A 19,023-nucleotide genomic window follows, 5' to 3' on the forward strand; every position below is an offset into this window, starting at 1 on the left:
AGAAACGATGGCAGGGAAAAAGGTAATTATAAGAACAATGGATATAGGAGCAGATAAGCAGGCGGATTACTTTAACCTCGAAAAAGAGGAAAACCCAGCATTAGGATATCGAGCAATCCGAATTTGTCTAACACAGCCTGAGATTTTCAAAACGCAGTTACGGGCATTGTTTCGTGCAAGTAATCATGGAACAGTATCTATTATGTATCCTATGATTATCTCGTTGAAGGAAGTGCAAGAAATTAAGAAGATAGTACAGGAAGTAAAAGATGAATTGACTGCTGAAGGAATTCCTTTTGAGGATGTGGAGCAGGGGATTATGATAGAGACACCAGCAGCAGCGATTTTGAGTGACCAATTGGCGAAAGAGGTAGACTTTTTTAGCATTGGAACGAATGATTTAACCCAATACACATTAGCAATTGACCGTCAAAATCCGAAATTGGAACGTTTTTACGAACCACATCATGAAGCCATTCTTAAACTAATTGAAATGGTTGTAAAGAATGCACATGCTAATGGGATATGGGTTGGAATTTGCGGTGAACTTGGTGCGGATACGGAATTAACAGAGCAGTTTTTAAAGATGGGCATTGATGAATTGTCAGTTTCCCCAGGAGCAATTTTGCCAATTCGTAAGATAATACGGGAGATGGAGTAGTATGGAGAAAAGGATTATATTTTTTGATATTGATGGAACGCTTGTGAATATGGAAGGTAAAATCGCAGATTCTACAAAGGAAGCACTTCTTTTAGCAAAAGCAAACGGTCATAGATTGGTAATCTGCACAGGACGAAGCAGATTTCAAATTTTTGATGAATTATTAGAGCTAGGATTTGAGGGAATTGTGGGTGGTGCTGGAGCATATGTAGTTTGTGGAGATAAGGAAATCTATCACCACTACATAGAGATGGAGAAGCGAAAACCCTTGTTTGATTATCTGGAAAAAGGTAAATTTGCCTATGCAGTTCAATGTGATTGTGGAACAGTATTTAATAAACGATGCAAAGTAGCGTTGGAAGAGGAATTCGAACAACTTGGAATTAATAAGAAACAGATGGAGTATATGTTTGGTGAGATTATGATTCGGGAAGATGTTTGGAATTATCCGAATGAGGAAAAGATTATCTTCCATAGAGCACCATATACAATAGAAAAGATAAAAGCGGATTTGCAATCTGATTTTGAAGTAACAGCTTTTAGCTTGAATATAGATCATAGTGGAGCAGGAGAAATTGGAGCAGCCAACATTAATAAGGCTACAGGAATGCAGATTTACCTAGACCACATTGGCGCAAAGAGGGAAGATACGATAGCTATCGGCGATGGTCCGAATGATTCGGAGATGATAGAGTTTGCAGGAATCGGAGTCGTTATGGGGAATGCACACCAGCAGCTCAAAGATATGGCAGATTTGGTGACAACTTCAATTGATGAAGATGGAATTTATAATGCGATGAAACAGATTGGAGTAATATAGGAGAAAATAAATATATGAAAGTGATTTTTTTAGATATTGATGGAACTTTGGTAGACTATGAAACACACCTACCAGAGTCGGCTGCACAGGCAGTAAGGGAAACTGTGAAGAATGGAAATAAAGTATATCTTACAACGGGAAGAAGTAAAGCAGAAATCTATCCGTATCTGTGGGACATTGGTATCAATGGCATGATTGGTGGAAATGGTATGTACATCGAAGATGATGGCGAGGTAATTCAAGATTTAACGATGAATGCGAAAGATGAAAAAGATACCGTGGATTGGTTAAACAAAAAGAAACTTGGTTTTTATCTGGAATCGCGAGAAGGACTATATGCCAGTGAATACTTTCTTCAAAAAACAGCGAGCACTCTCTATGAAGGGAATCAAAAAGAGGGAGAAGAAAAGATAAAGGAAATGTTTCCTCATATGATTTGGGATGGAGAACTTTACCGAAGCGATGTGGCTAAAATCAGTTTTGTATTAGAAGATAAGGCACTGGAAGAAGCGGAGTCTATGTTTGGTGATAGATTGAAAGTGTCATCTTGGTCGGGAACAGGAAAAAAACAAGAGTTTGGTGAGTTTGCGATAAAAGGGATGGACAAGGTGTGTGCAGTAGAGCTTCTTTTGAAACATTTACAAGCAAACCATAAAGATACATTTGCTTTTGGTGATGCAGCTAGTGATAAAAAGATGCTTGAATATTGCAATGTGGGAATAGCGATGGGGAATGCAGAAGGGGATTTAAAAGAGATAGCAGATTATGTAACGGCGGATGTGAATGATGATGGGTTATGGAAGGCGTTTCAAAAGTATGAGTTGATTTAATTGAATTTAAATTTGGATTAACACATTTCTTCTTTTATCATAGAATAATAGCGAATAACTATTTTATGTAGGAGGTATACTTTGGAAGAAATGCATGTAAGTATTGGTATGAAAGCTCCTGATTTTACTGCCCAGACTACTTTTGGACCGATTAAAATGTCCGACTACAAAGGAAAATGGCTTATATTCTTTAGTCATCCTGGTGATTTTACGCCTGTATGTACAACTGAGTTTGTGGCATTCTCTCAAGCTTATCCACAATTTCAAGAATTTGGAGCATCATTACTAGGGCTCAGTATTGATAGTAATCCATCGCATCTTGATTGGGTATATACAATTAGAGAGCTGACAGGAATCTCTGTTCCATTCCCGGTTGTAGCAGATCGTACTGGTGACATTGCGAGACTTTATGGTATGATTGCTCCTAATGCAAGTTCGACAGAAACGGTTCGTAATGTATTCTTTATTGATCCAACGCAAACCATTCGTGCTATCTTAATTTATCCATTAACGAACGGAAGAAGTATTCCGGAAATCCTTCGCCTACTGCAGGCACTACAAACTACAGATGAGTACAAGGTAGTAACTCCTGCTAACTGGACGCCTGGACAGCCTGTCCTTGTTCCAGCAGCATCAACCTATGAGGAACTTGTCGAACGACAAACAAATCCTACTGAACTTGGATTGCAATGCATGGATTGGTTCTGGTGCTATAAGAAAATAAATAATCAAAGTTAAAATAGGAAAGTTCTCTGCATAATATCAACGAATTTTTATCATAATAGATAGAGTGTGATGTGCTTGGACAACAACATTAAATTGAAGCTGTTGCCATTGGTTGAAGCCGCACTTTATTATAGAATAAAACGATAAGAACGGAGGTCTATTATGGAGAAGAATTCAAGTATTGGATGTACAGTTGAAAGCTGTGAACACCATGCACAAAGTGAAAGCTATTGTACACTAAACAAAATTAATGTTGGAACACATGAGTCAAACCCAAAACAGATAGAATGTACAGACTGTGAGTCTTTTGTCTGTAAGTCATCAACAAGCAGTAGATAAGATGTAGATAAGGAGGTTGTATCAAAAAGTGAAGAGGAGTGCACATTCTCAATACTTTTTGTTACAGCCTTAACTTTTCCTTAATTGCATTCTGGCATCAACTTTGTTATAGTTTTATATAAGTTTAGAACGTTAGTCTTTTAGATAAAGTTGAGGTTAGAGAGGAGCAGATTTGTCTGTATGACACTACAACAATTAAAATACGCAGTTGAAGTTGCAAAATTAGGATCGATAAGTGAGGCAGCGAAACGTCTATATGTATCACAGCCAAGACTATCCAATGCAATTAAAGAATTAGAGAATGAGATAAAGATAGAGATTTTCATACGAAATAATAAGGGAATTCAAGTTTCACTTGAGGGTGCAGAGTTTTTAGGATATGCAAGACAAGTTTTAGAGCAAGCAGATTTGCTAGAACATAGATATTGTAATACAAAGCCTGTAAGACAGAATTTCTGTGTATCAACACAGCACTATGCATTTGCTGTTAACGCATTTGTTGAATTAATTAAAGAATATGGATTAGAAGAATATGAGTGTTCTCTAAGAGAAACAAAGACATATGATATTATAGATGATGTGAAAAATCTACGAAGTGAAATAGGAATTATATATATTAATGACTTTAATTCTAAGGTTTTGAATAAACTAATAAAAGAAAATAATCTAACATTTACAGAGTTGTTTGTTGCAAAACCGCATGTATTCATAAGTTCAAAGAATCCTTTGGCAGAAAAAGAGCGTGTAACGCTAGAAGATTTAAAAGAGTATCCATATCTTTCGTTTGAACAGGGAGAAAATAATTCTTTTTATTTTTCAGAGGAAATACTAAGTACATTAACAAGAAAGAAGAATATTCATGTGAGTGATCGTGCTACATTATTCAATTTACTAATTGGCTTGAATGGTTACACGATATCGACAGGAGTTATTAGTTCCAAATTGAATGGGGAGAATATTATAGCAGTTCCCTTAGCGGTAGAAGAGAATATAATAATAGGATATCTGACACATAATAATGGAAAAGAGAGTGAACTGGGTAGATTGTATATAGAATCGATTAAAAGATATATCGATGAAATTAGGTAAACTAATAATTATAAAACGTGTTGAAAAGAAAGTCAATAAATATGATACTAATTTACTAGAAATTGCTTTTCATTCTATAGGAAATGTGCTATTATAGAAAAAGTGTCTGTAAATGTTTTATCTATTATGTAAAGGGAGAGAATTAAATTGAATATAGATATCTTGAAGAAAAATGGAAAGATATGTGTTTTTAAAAAAGATGAAATAATATGTCATGAAGATGAAACGGGAAAGTATGTATATCTGTTACTAAAAGGGGAAGCTGGAATATACAAAAAGCTAGGTGGCAATCAGGCAGGAAAGTATATTGCTAAGATTCCAGAAGGAGCTGTATTCGGAGAATCTGCTCTTATAGATGGAAGAAAAAGAAGTGCAAGTATAATAACCGCGATGGATAATACAATTGTTTTAGAATTTGAAAAGCAAACGTATCTAAAGTTACTTAAAAAAGAGACAGAATTAGCGTTTAAGTTATTAAAAACATTGATGTATCGTATTGATTTAGCTATGGATCAGTTGATAGCACTTGATCCAGCATATGTTTTTGCTTGTAGAACGCATGATATCTATAAGGTGGTTTTATCATTGGATACGAAAACATTTAAAGAAATCATAGATGGAAATAGCGAATATTCCATAACGGCATTAAAGGAACTAAGTGAGATGTTAGACTCATTGAACCAGAGAATACTATCATAGGAAAGTGAAAGGGAATCCCCTAATACTTTCTTTATGATAGTATTTTTTAATTCATAGGAAAATACGTCCTATGAATTAAAAAATCGCTCCGCTATGGATGCGCACTCGCTTGAGAAGTAGGTGTCGCTTATGCGACTGCGCTCGGCGCGAGAGTTTGCTTTGCAAACTCTTTGTTATGCATAGAAGTGTATAACATACAAATACAGTGTTATTCACACAAGTAACACGTTAAGTGAATAAAGTGATAAAACATTAATGGATTAATATGCAAAATACATTGGAAAGAATGTATATTCATCCAAAAAATCAAAAAAATACAATATTTACGAAAAAAATATGTATATTTTTGTTGCAATAATAGGGAAAATCATGTATAATTTATTGATAAAGTGAATATATTAAAAAAAGACAAGTTAAATAAATATGTAAAGTTGGAATTCAAAATAACAAGGATTTATGCCTAGTAGAGTTGTAATTGAGGAATTATCACATAGAATAATATATTGATTGAAATGTTGCAAAATTCAGAATAAATATGCAAAGTCAAAAAATATGGCCGAATTATGTAAGAAAAAGCCAACAAATAATACAGTTGACAAACAATTTGAAGCATAGTACAATTGGTAACTGTATTGAACAAGGGTGTTCTGGTATTCCAGGATGCCCTTTTATACCTTAGATGATTCTTAGAAGTAACACTTTATCACGGTGAAGTTAGAATACTTTGATAATGTGGAGTAAAATTATTCACACAGTATATAATATATATGTGTTGTTTAATAAAAAGTAAATAAAAAAGGAGGAAGATTTATGAAGAAAAAAGGTTTAGCGTTATTACTAGCTTTAACACTTACAGCTACTATGGTTGCAGGATGTTCTAAAAGTGATAACAAAAAAGAAACAAAAACAAATGAAACACAAACAAATGAAACAACAGATAACACACCTGCAGAAGATACTGCAACAGATGATACCAATACAGCTGTAACTGATACAGTAGTAGGTGGACAAATTATCCTTGGTGATGTTACGGAATTCAATGGCAGCTTTATTGAAGGTTGGGGAAACAATGGTGCTGACGCGGTTATTAAAGAATTAATCGGAACATACCCAAGTTTCTATGGTACAGCAGAACTTAGTAAAGAAGCTGAATATGTATACAACCCAACAGTACTTGTTACTGATCCAGAAACAACAATGAATGATGATGGTTCAAAAACTTTCAAATTCACGTTACAACAAGATTTAGTATGGTCAGATGGTTCTCCAATTACAGCAAAAGATTATGTAGGAAACCTTATGATTTATGCATCACCTGAAATAGCAGAAATTGATGGCTCGAATGTTGCTGGTACTACACTTATAGGTTATGATGAATATAGTGTTGGTGAAACAGAAGTATTCGCTGGTGTTAATTTAATTGATGATTATACATTCTCAGTTACAATTAAAGCAGAGCATATTCCTACATTCTTTGAAGCATATGCTTCAGCAGTTACACCAGTTCCATTTTCAGTATATGCTCCAGGTGTAGAGATTAACGATGACGGAAACGGATGTTATTTATCTGATAATTATACATCAGAACTTATTAAAGAACCAATGACTTCGGAAAGATACAAACCAACAGTTACATGTGGTCCATACAAATTCGTAAGTTATGATTCTACAAACAGAGAAGTTGTTCTTGTAATCAATGATAAATTCAAGGGTAACTACGAAGGACAAAAACCTTCTATTGAAAAAGTAATTATGAAGTACACAGAAGAAGCTACTCAACTTGATGAATTAGCTTCAGGAAATGTTGATATTCTTTTCGGCATCTCTGGTGGAGATAAAATCAATGCAGGTCTTGACTTAGTTGATCAAGGAAAAGCTGATTACGCAACATACTTAAGAAATGGTTACGGATTATTAGCATTCCACTGTGATTTTGGTCCAACACAATTTGCTTCTGTACGTCAAGCAATTATTTACTGTTTAGATAGAACAACATTCTGTTCACAATATACAGGTGGTTTCGGTTCTTTAGTACATTCTGAATACGGTTTAGGACAATGGATGTACCAAGAAAGAAAAGATAAAATTGATAGCGAATTAAATCCATACTCATATGACCTTGCAAAAGCAAAAGAAGTTCTTGAAGCAGATGGCTGGAACTTAAATGAAAAAGGCGAAGCATATGTAGAGGGTACAGATACATTACGTTACAAAAACGTAGATGGCGAATTAATGGCTTGTGAAATCCAATGGGCTTCTTCTGATAACTCCGTTGCACAATTACTTGCAACAATGTTACCAAGTGAAATGGAAAAAGCAGGTATGAAATTAACAACAACTGTAGTTGATTTCCCAACGTTACTTAACAACTACTACCGTGAAGGTATTGATGAACCTCAATTTAATATGTACAATTTAGGTACAGGTTTCACTCCAGTGCCACAGTTTGAATTAAGCTACAACACTGGAAAGAACTACTTAGGTGATTACAATACAAACTTCTGGATGGATGATAAAATCATGAACATGGGATTTGATCTTATTAAGACAGATGCTTCTGATAAAGAAGGATTCCTTGATAAATGGGAAGGTATCATGAAAGAAATCAATGCACAAGTACCAAACATTCCTCTTTACTCTGATGAATACCATACATTCTTCAATCCTAAAGTACAAGGATATTATGGAAATGACACGTTTGCAATTGGTTATTCATTAATCTACATGTCAGTTTCAGAATACTAAGAGAAAAAGCAGTATTTGTTATAGAATTATTATCGTATTATAAGTAATTTAAGCGGAAATAGGGCATTCTAATAATGCCCTATTTCCGTGATAATAGAAATAAAACAAAAAGTAGGATTGTATACGGTTTAGAGACATAGTAAAATAGTAAATAAGTGTGAAAGTATCTCGCGATTTATGGTGACCATAGGAGGAGGTACCTCTCATTAAAATATAGTGTCAACATAAAAAGCAAGAAAGCAGGTGTGGATAAGATGGCAAAATACATTGCAAAGCGTTTAGTGTATATGGTGTTTGTATTCTTTATAATGTCAATCTTAATGTTTGGAATTTATAAGATGGTTCCTGGTGACCCAGCAAGACTTTTACTAGAAGGTTCCAAGGCGGGGATGAAACCAGAAGTGTACGAGTTGCAATACAAGCAAGCAAGAGAAAAGTTAGGTCTTGATAAACCAATCCCTGTACAATATGTTGTATGGATTACGAATATGTTACAAGGTGATTTCGGTTATTCATCAAATTATCGTAAAGATGTAATAGAAGTAGTTGCAGAACCATTAAAGAACACGATGAAATTAAATCTGGTGGCAGTAGTAGTTGTATTCGTAATAACGATACCACTAGGAATTATATGTGCCGTCAAGAAGCGGAGTGTGTTTGATAATGTTGTTCAAGTTTTTTCCGTCGTCGGATATAGTTTGCCAACATTTATTATATCGTTGGTACTCATTTGTTTATTAGCAGTTAAAGTTCCGATATTCCCGGTAAGTGGTGTTAATAAAGTTGGTTTTACAGGAACAGCCATGCAAAAATTCTTTGATACATTATGGCATATGGCATTGCCGGTTTTAGTTATTGTATTAGGATCGATAGGCTCAATTACAAGATATGTAAGAGCCGCTATGATTGAATCATTAAGTATGGATTACATCAGAACAGCAAGAGCGAAAGGTGTGAAAGAAAGAGTAGTAATCTACTCTCATGCATTCCGTAATGCATTACTTCCAATCGTAACGATTGTTACAGGTTGGATTATGAGTGTATTCTCTGGTTCTGTTATTATAGAAAATATATTCTTATGGCCAGGTATTGGTAAAGTATTATTTGATGGATTAATGCAACAGGATTTCATGGTTGTATTAGCGATGCAGATGTTTTACGTTATCATTGCTCTACTAGGAAATCTAATCATGGATATCGCATATTGTATGGTTGACCCTAGAGTAAAATTAGATTAGGAGGAAGAGAGAGATGAGTAAAGAAAACAAGACGAAAAAGTCTAAGAAAACTCATGTAAGCATCATTGGCTTATTATTTGGGAATCGTAAGAAACAACTCTCTTTCTTAGAGGAAGAGCAGTTACAAAGTCCAATGCGTACGATTGTTAAAAACTTTGTAGCGAATAAAGTAGCGATGGCTTCTTTAATTATATTTGCAGTTATTTTTCTAAGTGTACTTATTTATCCAGTAGTGAATAAAATTGACTTAACGTATCAAGAACAAACACAACAAAATGTTGCACCGGGAAACGATATGATGAAAGTTCCTAAGAAACTACAAGGAAATATCAAAGAGATTTCAGTTGGTTCTACATTTAGTGTAGGGTTATCGAATGACGGTGAAGTGTTTGTTTGGGGTAAATCAAAGATAACTTCTGTAATCGATATTAAGAACATACCAGAAAACATGGGTAAAGTTGTTCAGATAGCAGCTGGTGTAGACCATGTTTTAGCAATGAATGACCAAGGCGAATTATTTGCTTGGGGTAACTCTCGTAACAAGCAATGTGCAATTCCAGATAATCTTAAAAAGATAGATAACATTAAAAGAATCTATTCTGGTTACCAATGTTCCGCAGTAGTAACAGAAGACGGTAACGTATATCTATGGGGAAACACGGGTATTGTTGATTTTAAAATTGGTGAATACCAAGGTCAAATTGATAAGATTGCAATCAATGCACAAGGTGTGTTAGGTTTAACAAAAGATGGTCAAGTAGTTGGCTTAACAGCGAATGAATTAGCATTCTCAAGAATACCAGAAGGTATGGGAAAAGTTGTTGATATCGCATTAACAGCACAAACAGGTGCAGCCGTAACCGAAGATGGTAAAGTTTATGTTTGGGGTAATAAAACAAAGACAATTCATGAAGGTGAAACATTAGAAAATGTTGTAGCCATTCAAGGCGGAAGATACCATTATACAGCTACATTAGCAAACGGTGATGTTGTTGCATGGGGACATGATGACTTTGGTCAAGCAACTGTGCCAGCTAAAGTGAATAACGCGAATGTTTCAGCAGTATATGCGGGATATTATCAAAACTATGCAATCACAGAAGAGGGAAAAGCAATCACTTGGGGTCTAAAAGGTTATACATTAGGTACAGACAACTATGGACGTGATGTATTATCTCGTATTATGCATGGTGGTCGTATGACAATGACAATTGGTGCAATTGCGATTATTATCTCAATTACAATCGGTATTATTGTAGGTGGTGTATCAGGTTACTTTGGTGGTAAGATTGATATGGTATTAATGCGTATTGCGGAAATCGTATATGCACTTCCATTCCTACCATTTGCAATGACGTTATCGGCAATTATCGGTAATAAAATCAATGAAACACAGCGTATTGCCTTAATCATGGTTATCTTAGGTCTGTTATCATGGCCGGGAGATGCCAGACTGGTACGTGCACAAGTACTTGCAGAACGTAACAAAGAATTCGTTACAGCAGCTCGTGCAGTTGGTGTAAAACAAAGAGGTATTATCTTTAGACATATTATTCCTAACGTAGTATCGGTAATTATCGTTAGTGCAACACTCGGATTTGCAAGTGCCATGTTAACAGAGTCTGGATTATCCTTCTTAGGATTTGGTGTTCGTGAACCAAGACCAACATGGGGGAATATGCTAAATGGTTGTCAGTCTTCAACGGTAATTCTTCAGTATTGGTGGAGATGGGTATTCCCTTCGATTGCCTTAGGATTAGCAACAATTAGTATTAACTTAATCGGTGATGGACTACGTGATGCAGTCGATCCAAAAGCAAATGAAAGATAGGAGGGATAAGAAATGGCTTTATTAGAAATTAAAGACCTTCATACGTTTTTTGATACAAAAAGAGGAAAAGTTAAGGCAGTAAACGGCGTTTCTTATTCTGTTGATGCTGGTAGAACATTAGGTGTTGTTGGAGAAAGTGGTAGTGGTAAGAGTGTATCAGCAATGAGTATTCTTCGCCTACTTGACAGCAATGGATATGTAGATAGTGGAGAAATTATCTTTGATGGTAAGAATATTCAAGATTGTACAAAGAAAGAGATGTATAAGATTCGTGGTAATGATATCTCTGTTATATTCCAAGAACCTATGACAAGCTTAAATCCTGTTTTTACAATAGAGAGACAAATAAGTGAACCTTTTATTATTCATCAAGGTATGAGAAAAAAAGAAGCAAGAAAGAAAGCAATTGAGATGTTGGCATCTGTTAAGATTCCGAATCCGGAAGCTGTTGCAAAACAATACCCACATCAATTATCTGGTGGTATGAGACAGCGTGTTATGATTGCAATTGCACTTGCCTGTCAACCTAAGCTATTAATTGCAGATGAACCTACAACTGCACTAGATGTTACAATACAAGCTCAGATTCTTAAACTTATGAATGAGTTAAAGGAAGAAAAAGGAACATCAATTCTATTCATTACACATGATTTAGGTGTTATTAATGAGATGGCAGATGATGTTGCTGTTATGTATTGTGGTCAAGTTGTTGAGATGGCACCTGCGAAGAAGATTTTTACAAAACAAAAATATTCTCACCCTTATACAGAAGGACTAATGGAGTCGATTCCAAGACTAGATACACCAGCAGGTGTTCGTTTGGAAGCTATTCCGGGAGCAGTTCCTCATCCACTTGATTTACCAAAAGGTTGTAAATTTGCACCTAGATGTAAGTATGCAACGGATAAATGTAGAGAGGAAGAGCCTGCATTAGTTGAAATCGAGGAAAATCATCAAATTAGATGTTTTTACTCAGAAAAGGAGATGAGAAAAGATGGAAAATAAGAAGAAAGACAAAAAGATTTTACTTCGCATCTCTAATTTGAAACAATACTTTCCAATCAAGAAATCATCGATGTTTCAAAAGGAACAATTATATGTAAGGGCAAATGATGGAATATCACTTGATATCTACGAAGGTGAAACATTTGGTCTTGTAGGAGAAAGTGGTTGTGGTAAGTCTACATTTGGACGTACATTATTACAATTATACAAACAAACAGATGGACGTACGATGTACTACGGACGTCCACTTGATGAAATTGCTCCACTTTACATGGAAGATACATTAAAGAACTTATCATCTAAGATGAAAGCGTTAGAAGGGCATCAAGCGAAAGCAGATACGCTTCAAAAAGAGTATGATAATTTGAAAACAGATGAAGAAAAATACGCAGTAACGGCAAAGTTAAACGAAGCGAAGAAGATTGCAAATGATGCATTTCTTGATATTGTTCAAGTAATTGGTGGTTTCTATATTAGCAAGAACTTAGAGAAAGTATCAGAAGTGTTCCTAAAAGAATATAGGGCGAATGTAGCGTTATGTATCGCAAAGGAAGAATTGCGTAAGTTAGAGAGTGAATTAGATGCTGTTAAAGCGGAGAGTAAGGCAAAAAATACTGCATTAAGTAAAGCGCAAGCAAAAGTTGATGTAGCTAGAAAAGATGTTAATGCAAAGAATGAGATTTTTATTGCAGCAAAAAAAGAAATTGATGCAATGAAAAAAGAATATGCAGGCAATGCAGAATTTGATAAATATGAATCATATCTTGATGAAGGGGTTGATTTAGCAAGATTATCAGAAGAAGAGACTCGTCGTCTTCGTAAAGATCTTCAATTAATCTTCCAAGATCCGTATTCCTCTTTGAATCCTCGTATGTCTGTAGGTCAGATTATTGGCGAAGGTTTGAATGCTCATAAAGTATTCCATAAGAATAAAGATAAGATGCAAGATTACATTATGCAAATTATGGAAGATTGTGGTCTTGCTCCATATATGATTCATCGTTATCCTCACCAGTTCTCAGGTGGACAAAGACAACGTATTGGTATCGCACGTTCTCTTGCGTTAAAACCAAAATTCGTTGTATGTGATGAAGCGGTATCTGCACTTGACGTTTCCATTCAATCTCAGATTATTAATTTGTTGCTTGATTTGAAAGAAAAAGAGAATTTAACGTACTTATTTATCTCGCATGATTTAAGTGTTATTAAGTACATCAGCGATCGTATTGGTGTAATGTATCTTGGAAATATGGTTGAATTAGCTACAACGGCGGATTTATTCGATGCTCCAATGCATCCATATACAGAAGCGTTACTATCAGCTATTCCAACTACAGATGTGGAGAATAAGAAAGAGGCAATCCTTATTGAAGGTGATATCCCTAGCCCAATTAATCCACCTAAGGCTTGTAAATTTCATACACGTTGTAAGTACTGTACAGATATCTGTACAAAAGTTGAACCAGAATTTGAAGAAGTGACACCAGGACATTTTGTCGCTTGTCATCATAAGAGAAATGTTGTAGAATCTATGTAATAGATAGAAAGCGTTTTTTCTATCAAAGCAGTTTTATAAGCAACGCTTGTGAAATGCTTATATAGATTGCTACAGGATAGAGAAGACTGTTGCAAAGTATTATGTAACAGTCTTCTTTGTATTTTATTAGGAGAAAAATATATGCTATTTAGTAAAAAAGCAACAAAAGTTTTGGATGAGCAGACAGAACTATTGGAAGAGAGAGAAAAAAAGAGAGAAGAAAGAGAAAATGCAGATGAGAAAGAACGTTTGCAATGGAAAGATGTTCTAGCTATGATGATTGCAGGTATTATAACATTTGTACCAGCAATCTTGTTTGTATGTGCAATATTTGGATTTTTTATATGGTTTTTCTTTATAAGATTTTTTTAATTGTTCAGAAGGTAGTAATGCATAGTTATAGATTTTTATAGAAAAGAGAGATTACGAGTGAATACGATTAATTATCAGAAAGAATTGGATCGTTTATTGATTCAATTGCAAAAAGAGAATAAAGTACCTACATTGTTTCTGCATAGCTGTTGCGCACCATGTAGTTCGTACTGTTTGGAATATCTATCAGAGTATTTTGAGATTACATTACTGTATTATAATCCGAATATCTATCCAGAAGAAGAATATGTTCATAGAGTAGAGGAACAGAGACGATTAATTGAAGCTTTGAATACGAAAGTAAAGTATCAGATTACCTTCGTAGAGGGAAGATTTGAACCAAATAGATTCTTTGCTATTGCTAAGGGGTTAGAGAAACTTCCAGAGGGAGGCGAACGTTGTTATCGTTGTTATGAGCTTCGTCTTAGAGAAGCAGCGATACTTGCAAAGGAAGGTAACTATGATTACTTTACAACAACATTGTCAATTAGCCCATTAAAAGATGCGCAAAAACTGAATGAGATAGGTCGTCAGTTACAAGAGGAGTATGGAGTTAACTATCTATATTCTGATTTTAAGAAGAAAAATGGTTATAAACGTTCTACTGAGTTATCAAAAGAATATAATCTATATCGACAAGATTATTGTGGGTGTGTATATTCTAAGGCACAGCGATTAGAAGAGCAAAAATAGTACAAAATATGTTGTAACAAATAAGTGAAGAGAAAATATAAAGTGTTAAAAGGGGGAAAATAATATGAGATGTCCATCATGTGGAAGTGATAATTGTCATATAATTGAGGAATCAGAAACAACGCAAAAGGGGTATGGTGTGTGTTCTGGAGTTTGTGGTTACCTATTACTAGGTCCAATTGGCTTTTTGTGTGGTTTATGTGGTATGGGAGAAGGAAAGACAAAGAGAAGATCTTTTTGGATTTGTCCGCATTGTGGTAGAAAGTTCCGTGTGTAAGTGATGTATATACAAATCAATCAAAGCAAGGAAAACATAGATAATGACATAAATAAACACATAGGCAATCAGTCAAAAGCTGATAAAAGATGGCTCACATGGATGAAGATTGGAGAAAGAACAGGATGTCATCAAAGACATGATAGAAGTTTCTTTTTTCATGGAAAGCAATTTCCAGTGTGTGCAAGGTGTACAGGAGTTATGTGTGCATATATTTTTTCTCTGATTCGATATCTCCTTGTTAGCAGTAAGAGACGTTCGTTTAAGTATCCAAGAAGTGAAGATAAGAAACCTCACATAGTAGCATTGCTAGGTTGCATTACGATGTTGATTGACTGGACTGTACAAGCAGTTCATTTAAGGGAATCCACGAATAAAAGAAGGCTAATTACGGGCTTCTTAGGTGGATTAGGGCTAATGCATTTTTATATTACGATTTATTATAGAATTGGAAGATTTATAAGAATGAGATTTAAATAGAAAAGTACAAGTCCCAACATGGAGCTTGTACTTTTTGTAAATTATTTTGTACCGTAGATACGGTCGCCAGCATCACCTAAACCAGGAAGGATATAGCCATTCTCGTTTAATCTTTCATCAAGAGCACCAACGAAGATATCAACATCTGGATGTGCTTCTTGGAGAAGTTTAACGCCTTCAGGAGCAGCGATTAAGCATAGGAAGTGAATCTTAGTGATTCCTCTTGCTTTTAATTGCTTGATTGCACATATTGCAGAACCACCTGTTGCAAGCATAGGATCTACAACAAAGATTTCACGTTCTGCAGCATCAGAAGGAAGTTTACAGAAATATTCAACTGGTTCTAAAGTCTCTTCATCACGGTAAAGACCAATATGACCAACTTTGGCATTTGGAATAAGATTAAGAATACCATCAGCCATATGAAGACCTGCACGTAAGATAGGGACGATACATAGTTTCTTTCCGGCGATTTCTTTAACAGTAGTTTTAACTAAAGGCGTTTCGATTTCGATATCTGCTAAAGGAAGACTTCTTGTTGCTTCATAGCAGATTAACATAGCAACCTCAGATACTAAATCACGAAATTCTTTTGTTGAAGTTGTTTTAACTCTCATGATTCCGATTTTGTGTTGAATTAAAGGGTGATCCATAACGATAAGTTTTGACATTCTATACCTCCGATAAATGCATCAACATGCATTCTTATTTTTGAATTTATACTACTAATTATAACACTTTTGAGCTATATATAAAAGTATTTTTCGAATTATACATACAACAATAAAAGCTGGCATACGCCAGCTTTTATCAACTAATTTATAAAAAGAGGAGTCCAGATAGAAAGGGGAAGGAAAAACTATCTGGCTTTATGAAAAAACAATTTTAAATAACTAACTTTCTTTCGATAAATTCATTATAGCCGACATATATGTTGATAGTATGTATGAAATATGAACGATTTGTTAATATACCAAAAACAAACGTGGTAATATAATCCAAAGCGCTATGTGAAATTAACAAAACTTACATCAAATGATTTTCAAGTAGATAGGAAATACTAAAAATAAAGTATGATATTCAAATAGACTTTTACTTGTTAAATCATATAATAGTAGTAAGCAGAAGGGGAATGTGACTTGACGAAAATGAGTAAATGGGCTAGAATTTTAGTATATTTTTAGTTTTGCTAATAAGTATTAGGTGGTGAAGATATCATGAATGTTTTTAGAAAGCTGATCCGTAAAGAGTTTGGTAGTACAAAGTATGACCAGTATGTTGGAAGTTATCATAAAAAGATGTTAGAAGATAATTTTGATTATCGTAATCTTAAGAACGAAGAAATATACAATGATATATATAATAGTTTGAAAGACAGAGATATGGAGTCTTTAAAGAAGATGTTTGATAGATTAACGGAAGCGATGCTTATGGTAGTAAAGATAAGTAAGACGTATATTACGATACTAGCAGTTTTTTTAATAGGGACATTTTTCTTGGTATCGAGAGATTTAGTTCCGTGGATTACTATTGTTAGTATTATTCTTATGAGCAGTTGTTTTCTATATAAGACATACGAGTATGTTGTGAATAAATTCTGTTATATAGACGCAAGAATTATAATTGTATATAAATCTGTTTTAGATCAATTATTAAAGGGATATCGAAAAGACGTTTTATAGACAGACGTATAAGGACATACAAAAAAGAGCTGTCGCAGGATAACATTTTCTACTATATACGGAGATATCAGTTGAGGATATCATGGTATACAGTAATTGAAAATCATTCTGTGACAGCTTTTTTGTTTGAAGTTTACTCGTTGGCTTATACGAGGGCTAAATTAATCCATAATGTTCAAGAGCATATCGAATTCCATTCTCATCGACATCTTTCGTTACAAAGGATGCCAAAGAGTATAAAGCAGGATCGGCATTACCCATTACAACGCTGTTTGTTACATACTCAAGCATAGGTAAATCATTCGTGCTGTCACCAAATGCAAAAGCATCTTCTAGTGCAATATGAAAATAATCTAAGAGAAATTGAATTCCCGTTGCTTTCGAAAATCCTTTTGGTACAATTTCGTAAAATTGATTTCCACGGTCAATAAAGGTGAAAGCATTCTTTTGTTTATTATAAAATGTGTCATAATCACTATCATCACGAAGCCAAATTGTAAATTTGGTAAAATCGATATTCTCATCCTCAAACGTTCCTAGATTAAAGTCTCTAGCTTTCATGGATTCTCTTTGTTTACAGATAAAAGGAATCGTGGTAGCAGTATCATAGTAAACAGTAGAGATACCTTCTAGGCAAGCTTCAATTCGACATTCTTTAAGGTCACGAAGAACAGAGTCCATGCAATCTTTTGTTAATAGATTGCTTAAAAGAACATCATCTTTGTGCATAATATAAGTGCCGCAACCACATATATATCCATCAAATTCAATAGAAAAGATACGATCGTCTAATTCTTCTAACGTTCTACCTGTATTGATAAAGGCAAGATGACCGTTTTTTCTGGCAGTTTCAATTGCATCTTTTGTATCTTCCGAAATAATATGAGTTTTTTCACTTAAAATTGTTCCGTCGATGTCAAAAAATAATATACTTTTATTCAAGAGAGCCTCCTTAGTATGCATTAATAATCATTAGTAAGTAGTTAAAAATCGCTACAGACAATACTAGCATAATGGATGACAAGATTCAACTTGTTTTGCATTTAGAACAAAAGAGTCGAGACATTTGTTAGTGGTAATAGAATTTACTTGACGTATTATATTGTATAGACTATACTTGAAGTGAATGATAATCATTCTCAATAAGGAGGTCGAGTATGACACTACTAGAAGGAAGAATAAATCAGATTTATTGTATTGATAAATTATTGATTGATGGAAATACAGGAAGAAGACTACAATCGCTAGGTCTTATTCAAGGAACAGACATAAAAGTGCTAAATAAAAAGAGAAATGGCGCAATTATCTTCAAAGCAAGAGGAACAAGACTTGCAGTTGGGAAAGATATTGCAGTTAAGATTGTATTAACGGAGGAGGCGGAATAATGAAAGAGGAATTACAAGTAGCATTTATTGGTAATCCGAATTGTGGTAAAACGACATTATTCAATGCCTATACAGGAGCTAAATTAAAAGTTGCTAACTGGCCAGGAGTTACTGTTGAGAAGAAAGAGGGCGCTTTTCGCTATCATAATCACCAGTTTAAGTTAGTGGATTTACCAGGAATATATAGTTTGACTTCCTATACGTTAGAAGAGAAACTTTCAAGAGAATATATATTAGATGATTCTGTAGATGTAATTGTCGATGTAGCAGATGCCTCATGTTTAGAGAGAAATCTATTCTTAACATTACAATTAATTGAGCTTGGCAAACCAGTAATACTTGCACTTAATATGATGGATATCGTGAAAGAAAGAGGTATGGAGATTGATCTTCATCGTCTGCCGGAGATGCTTGGAATCCCAGTTATTCCAGTTTCAGCACGTAAGAAGACTGGTCTGGATATCTTGATGCATGCAGTTGCTCATCACCAAAAGAAACATAATGATGGAAATCTTGAACATCATCATGAAGAAGCGGAATGTAGTACGCATAAGCATAGCCATCACTTGGAATTTGCATTAGTTTATAGTGATGAGATTGAAGATAAAATTGAT

At 34.5% G+C, this 19,023-nt stretch carries 21 protein-coding genes; 19 read left to right on the forward strand and 2 right to left on the reverse strand.

The features are described 5' to 3' along the window. The 16 genes from RMR19_RS12335 to RMR19_RS12410 form a co-directional block, all read left to right on the forward strand. On the forward strand, positions 1-661 hold a 661-nt coding region (locus RMR19_RS12335), incomplete at its 5' end, for a putative PEP-binding protein (RefSeq protein WP_310603791.1). Position 662: 1 nt separating this feature from the next. After that, a complete protein-coding gene (locus RMR19_RS12340) occupies positions 663-1,481 on the forward strand; it encodes an HAD family hydrolase (RefSeq protein WP_310603792.1) in 819 nt (272 codons plus the stop codon). A 14-nt stretch (positions 1,482-1,495) separates the two neighbouring features. Continuing rightward, positions 1,496-2,311: a Cof-type HAD-IIB family hydrolase gene (locus tag RMR19_RS12345; RefSeq protein WP_310603793.1), complete on the forward strand. Its 816-nt coding sequence runs from the start codon at positions 1,496-1,498 to the stop codon at positions 2,309-2,311. A gap of 90 nt (positions 2,312-2,401) precedes the next feature. Next, positions 2,402-3,049: a peroxiredoxin gene (locus RMR19_RS12350; RefSeq protein ID WP_310603811.1), complete on the forward strand. Its 648-nt coding sequence runs from the start codon at positions 2,402-2,404 to the stop codon at positions 3,047-3,049. A gap of 150 nt (positions 3,050-3,199) precedes the next feature. Next, positions 3,200-3,376, forward strand: coding sequence for a DUF1540 domain-containing protein (locus tag RMR19_RS12355; RefSeq protein WP_310603794.1), 177 nt, complete (start codon positions 3,200-3,202; stop codon positions 3,374-3,376). Between the two features lie 180 nt (positions 3,377-3,556). Next, the gene (locus tag RMR19_RS12360; RefSeq protein ID WP_310603795.1) at positions 3,557-4,465 is read left to right on the forward strand and encodes a LysR family transcriptional regulator; all 909 of its coding nucleotides are present in this window, start codon (positions 3,557-3,559) and stop codon (positions 4,463-4,465) included. A 147-nt stretch (positions 4,466-4,612) separates the two neighbouring features. Then, the gene (locus RMR19_RS12365; RefSeq protein ID WP_310603796.1) at positions 4,613-5,164 is read left to right on the forward strand and encodes a Crp/Fnr family transcriptional regulator; all 552 of its coding nucleotides are present in this window, start codon (positions 4,613-4,615) and stop codon (positions 5,162-5,164) included. Between the two features lie 810 nt (positions 5,165-5,974). Next, positions 5,975-7,909 carry an ABC transporter substrate-binding protein gene (locus tag RMR19_RS12370; protein ID WP_310603797.1) on the forward strand — a complete coding sequence of 645 codons (1,935 nt, stop codon included), beginning with the start codon at positions 5,975-5,977 and terminating at the stop codon, positions 7,907-7,909. Positions 7,910-8,163: 254 nt separating this feature from the next. After that, entirely contained in the window at positions 8,164-9,147 is a 984-nt protein-coding gene (locus RMR19_RS12375; RefSeq protein ID WP_310603798.1) for an ABC transporter permease, read from the forward strand. A gap of 13 nt (positions 9,148-9,160) precedes the next feature. Next, positions 9,161-10,978 carry an ABC transporter permease subunit gene (locus RMR19_RS12380; protein WP_310603799.1) on the forward strand — a complete coding sequence of 606 codons (1,818 nt, stop codon included), beginning with the start codon at positions 9,161-9,163 and terminating at the stop codon, positions 10,976-10,978. Positions 10,979-10,990: 12 nt separating this feature from the next. Beyond that, entirely contained in the window at positions 10,991-11,983 is a 993-nt protein-coding gene (locus RMR19_RS12385; RefSeq protein WP_310603800.1) for an ABC transporter ATP-binding protein, read from the forward strand. Then, positions 11,973-13,520, forward strand: coding sequence for an oligopeptide/dipeptide ABC transporter ATP-binding protein (locus tag RMR19_RS12390; protein WP_310603801.1), 1,548 nt, complete (start codon positions 11,973-11,975; stop codon positions 13,518-13,520). The genes RMR19_RS12385 and RMR19_RS12390 overlap by 11 nt, the downstream gene beginning before the upstream one ends. A 141-nt stretch (positions 13,521-13,661) precedes the next feature. After that, entirely contained in the window at positions 13,662-13,892 is a 231-nt protein-coding gene (locus tag RMR19_RS12395) for a hypothetical protein (RefSeq protein ID WP_310603802.1), read from the forward strand. A gap of 57 nt (positions 13,893-13,949) precedes the next feature. Next, positions 13,950-14,585 (forward strand): epoxyqueuosine reductase QueH, encoded by a 636-nt coding sequence (locus RMR19_RS12400; RefSeq protein WP_310603803.1) that lies wholly within the window; start codon positions 13,950-13,952, stop codon positions 14,583-14,585. 64 nt (positions 14,586-14,649) lie between these two features. Beyond that, the gene (locus tag RMR19_RS12405) at positions 14,650-14,862 is read left to right on the forward strand and encodes a hypothetical protein (protein ID WP_310603804.1); all 213 of its coding nucleotides are present in this window, start codon (positions 14,650-14,652) and stop codon (positions 14,860-14,862) included. 102 nt (positions 14,863-14,964) lie between these two features. Next, entirely contained in the window at positions 14,965-15,342 is a 378-nt protein-coding gene (locus RMR19_RS12410) for a DUF2085 domain-containing protein (RefSeq protein WP_310603805.1), read from the forward strand. 41 nt (positions 15,343-15,383) lie between these two features. Here RMR19_RS12410 and upp read toward each other — a convergent pair whose 3' ends face one another. Then, positions 15,384-16,013: a uracil phosphoribosyltransferase gene (gene upp, locus RMR19_RS12415; protein WP_310603806.1), complete on the reverse strand. Its 630-nt coding sequence runs from the start codon at positions 16,011-16,013 to the stop codon at positions 15,384-15,386. A gap of 546 nt (positions 16,014-16,559) precedes the next feature. On the opposite strand from upp, the gene RMR19_RS12420 reads away from it, so the two are divergent. Further along, on the forward strand, positions 16,560-17,024 hold the full coding sequence (locus RMR19_RS12420; RefSeq protein WP_310603807.1) for a hypothetical protein: 465 nt from the start codon (positions 16,560-16,562) through the stop codon (positions 17,022-17,024). Between the two features lie 156 nt (positions 17,025-17,180). On the opposite strand, the gene RMR19_RS12425 is transcribed toward RMR19_RS12420, so the two are convergent. After that, complete coding sequence (locus tag RMR19_RS12425) at positions 17,181-17,966, reverse strand: HAD family hydrolase (RefSeq protein ID WP_310603808.1); 786 nt, start codon at positions 17,964-17,966, stop codon at positions 17,181-17,183. A 215-nt stretch (positions 17,967-18,181) separates the two neighbouring features. Between RMR19_RS12425 and RMR19_RS12430 the strand changes: the two genes are divergently transcribed. Both RMR19_RS12430 and RMR19_RS12435 read left to right on the forward strand, forming a co-directional pair. After that, positions 18,182-18,409 carry a FeoA family protein gene (locus RMR19_RS12430; protein ID WP_310603809.1) on the forward strand — a complete coding sequence of 76 codons (228 nt, stop codon included), beginning with the start codon at positions 18,182-18,184 and terminating at the stop codon, positions 18,407-18,409. Then, positions 18,409-19,023: FeoB small GTPase domain-containing protein (locus tag RMR19_RS12435; protein ID WP_310603810.1), on the forward strand; the 615-nt coding region annotated here is incomplete at its 3' end. The genes RMR19_RS12430 and RMR19_RS12435, both read left to right, overlap by 1 nt.

Origin of the sequence: Anaerosporobacter sp. (genome assembly GCF_031551385.1) — a bacterium.
In the GTDB taxonomy this organism is placed as follows: Bacteria; Bacillota; Clostridia; order Lachnospirales; family Lachnospiraceae; genus Anaerosporobacter.